2 protein-coding genes are annotated in these 2,072 nt (G+C 73.1%); one reads left to right on the top strand and one right to left on the bottom strand.

Annotated elements, in window-relative coordinates:
• Positions 1 to 159: 159 nt before the first annotated feature.
• Positions 160 to 1,500, bottom strand: a complete 1,341-nt coding sequence (locus tag ACFQ87_RS42830; protein ID WP_380616391.1) for an MFS transporter — start codon at positions 1,498 to 1,500, stop codon at positions 160 to 162.
• Positions 1,501 to 1,604: 104 nt separating this feature from the next.
• Between ACFQ87_RS42830 and ACFQ87_RS42835 the strand changes: the two genes are divergently transcribed.
• The coding region (locus ACFQ87_RS42835) for an ABATE domain-containing protein (protein ID WP_380616393.1) at positions 1,605 to 2,072 on the top strand (468 nt) is incomplete at its 3' end.

The following is a 2,072-nucleotide window of genomic DNA, read 5'->3' on the forward strand; positions in this document are numbered from 1 at the left end:
CTGGGAGAAGGTGGCGCTCCCCTCGCAGACTACTCCCCGTTTCTCTTTTTTTGGACTCCGTCGCCCGCATGGCGACCCCCCCCACTACTCTCTCCATGTCCCCCCCCCCCCCCCCCCCATGCCCCCCCCCCCCCCCCGTTGGTCCGGGGGCCTGGCGGATCAGGCGGCGGGCGGAGGCAGTCGGCGCAGTCGGCTGACGGGGGAGAGGGCCAGCGGGACGAGCATCAGGGTCGAGCCGACGGCGATCGCGGCGAGTCCCGCGCGCAGTCCCAGCGCGCCGCCGATGACGCCGCCGAGCAGGCCGCCCAGCGAGCCGCCGCCGAACAGCAGGGTCCGGAAGGCCGCGTTCATCCGCCCCATCAGCGGCTGCGGCGTCAGTGTCTGGCGCAGGCTGACCATCACCACGCCGGCCACGCCCAGGCCCAGGTAGCTGATGAAGAACGAGCCGACGAACAGGGCCGTCACCACCGGCTTGGAGGCGTGCACGAACGGGAGCAGCAGCGGGCTCGCGAAGATCGCCGCCATCGACACCGCGTAGACCGTGCCCAGGTGGAACCGCTTGACGACCCGTCCGGAGACCGCCGCGCCGGCCAGGCCGCCGACCGAGGACGCGGAGAAGACGATGCCGAGCTGGGTGGGCGTCAGCCCCTGGTCGCGCACCGCGTAGAGGACGAACACCGTCCACACGGAGACCATCGAGAAGTTGCAGAACGGCGCCACCAGGGCGAGCGGGCGCAGGACGCGGTCGCCGAAGACCCAGCGCAGCCCCTCGGCCAGCTCCCGCCCGAGGTGGCGTCCCTGTGCGGGCGGCTCGGGGCGCGGCTCGGGCGTGCGGATCGTCAGCAGCGTCACGAGCGAGACCAGGTAGGAGAAGGCGTCCACCAGCAGCGCGACCGGCGCGCTCAGGGCGCCGACCAGCACGCCCGCCAGACCGGGGCCGGCGACGTCCGCCGCGGACGAGGTGACGCCGAGCTTCTGGTTGGCCTCGACGTAGTGCTTCGGGTCCTTGACCAGGGTCGGGACGAAGGACATCCAGCTGACGTCGAACAGGACCGAGAAGACGCCGATCGCGCAGGCGAGCGTGAGCAGCACCGGCAGATCGAGGTGGTGGGTGACGGCCAGCAGCGGGACCAGGCCGATGAGCACCATCCTGGCGCCGTTGGCCAGCAGCATGACGCGCCGGCGCCGCATCCGGTCGACCAGGACGCCGAACACCAGGGCCAGGGCGAGGTACGGGACGAGCTGCAGGAAGCGCAGCAGCCCGACCTGCTCCGGGGTGGCGTCGAAGGCGATCACGGCGGTGAGCGGCAGGGCGAGGGTGGTGACCTGGGTGCCGAGCAGGGAGAGGGTCTCGCCGGACCAGAACTTGAGGAAGTCCCGGTTCCGCCAGAGCGAGGCCGGTGCCGAGGTCGAATCCGTGGCCGTGGCCGGCGGCCGCTCCTCCGCCGGGCGGGTCTGCGTCCGCGTCTGCGGGCCGGGCCCGATCGCTGTCGTGGTCATGCTGTGGTGCTCCCCCGAGTCATTTCTCACGGTTGATGTGCTGTGAGCCGTGAGAATCATGGCAGTCAAACATGACGGTTGCAAGGGGTGACTACCATTAGGTCATGGTTTCCGTCACCGCTTCGAAGGCCCCGGCCGGGTCCGCCCCGCCGCTCGCCGTCGCGTTCGCGAACACACTGGTCGCCACCCGCGGCAAAGTCCGCGACACCCTCGCCACCCCGGACGACCTCGCCACCTGGCTCGCCGTCGACACCGACGCCCCGCAGGCCCGGGCCGCGCTCGGGGAGGCCGACCTGACGGCGTTCCGGGCGCTGCGCGACGCGATCCGCGCCGTCCTGCGCGCCTTCGTCGACGGCGAGCCGGCCCCCGCCGCCGAGGTCGAGCGGATCAACGAGGCCTCCGCCGCCGCCCCGCGCTGGCCGGTCCTGGCCGTCGACGGCACCGGCTACGCCGTCTCCCGGCACACCGACCGCGCCCCCGTCCCGGCCGCGCTCGGCGCCCTCGCCCACGATGTCGCCGCCCTGCTCACCGGCCCGCCCGCCGCCGACCTGCGGGCCTGTCACGGGCCGGGC

The sequence above is a fragment of the Kitasatospora sp. NPDC056531 genome (genome assembly GCF_042794375.1).
GTDB lineage: Bacteria > Actinomycetota > Actinomycetes > Streptomycetales > Streptomycetaceae > Kitasatospora.

Bases quoted from the DNA above. Each gene is read 5' to 3' on its own strand.
- ACFQ87_RS42830 (WP_380616391.1), bottom strand. From the start codon at position 1,500: ATGACCACGACAGCGATCGGGCCCGGCCCGCAGACGCGGACGCAGACC.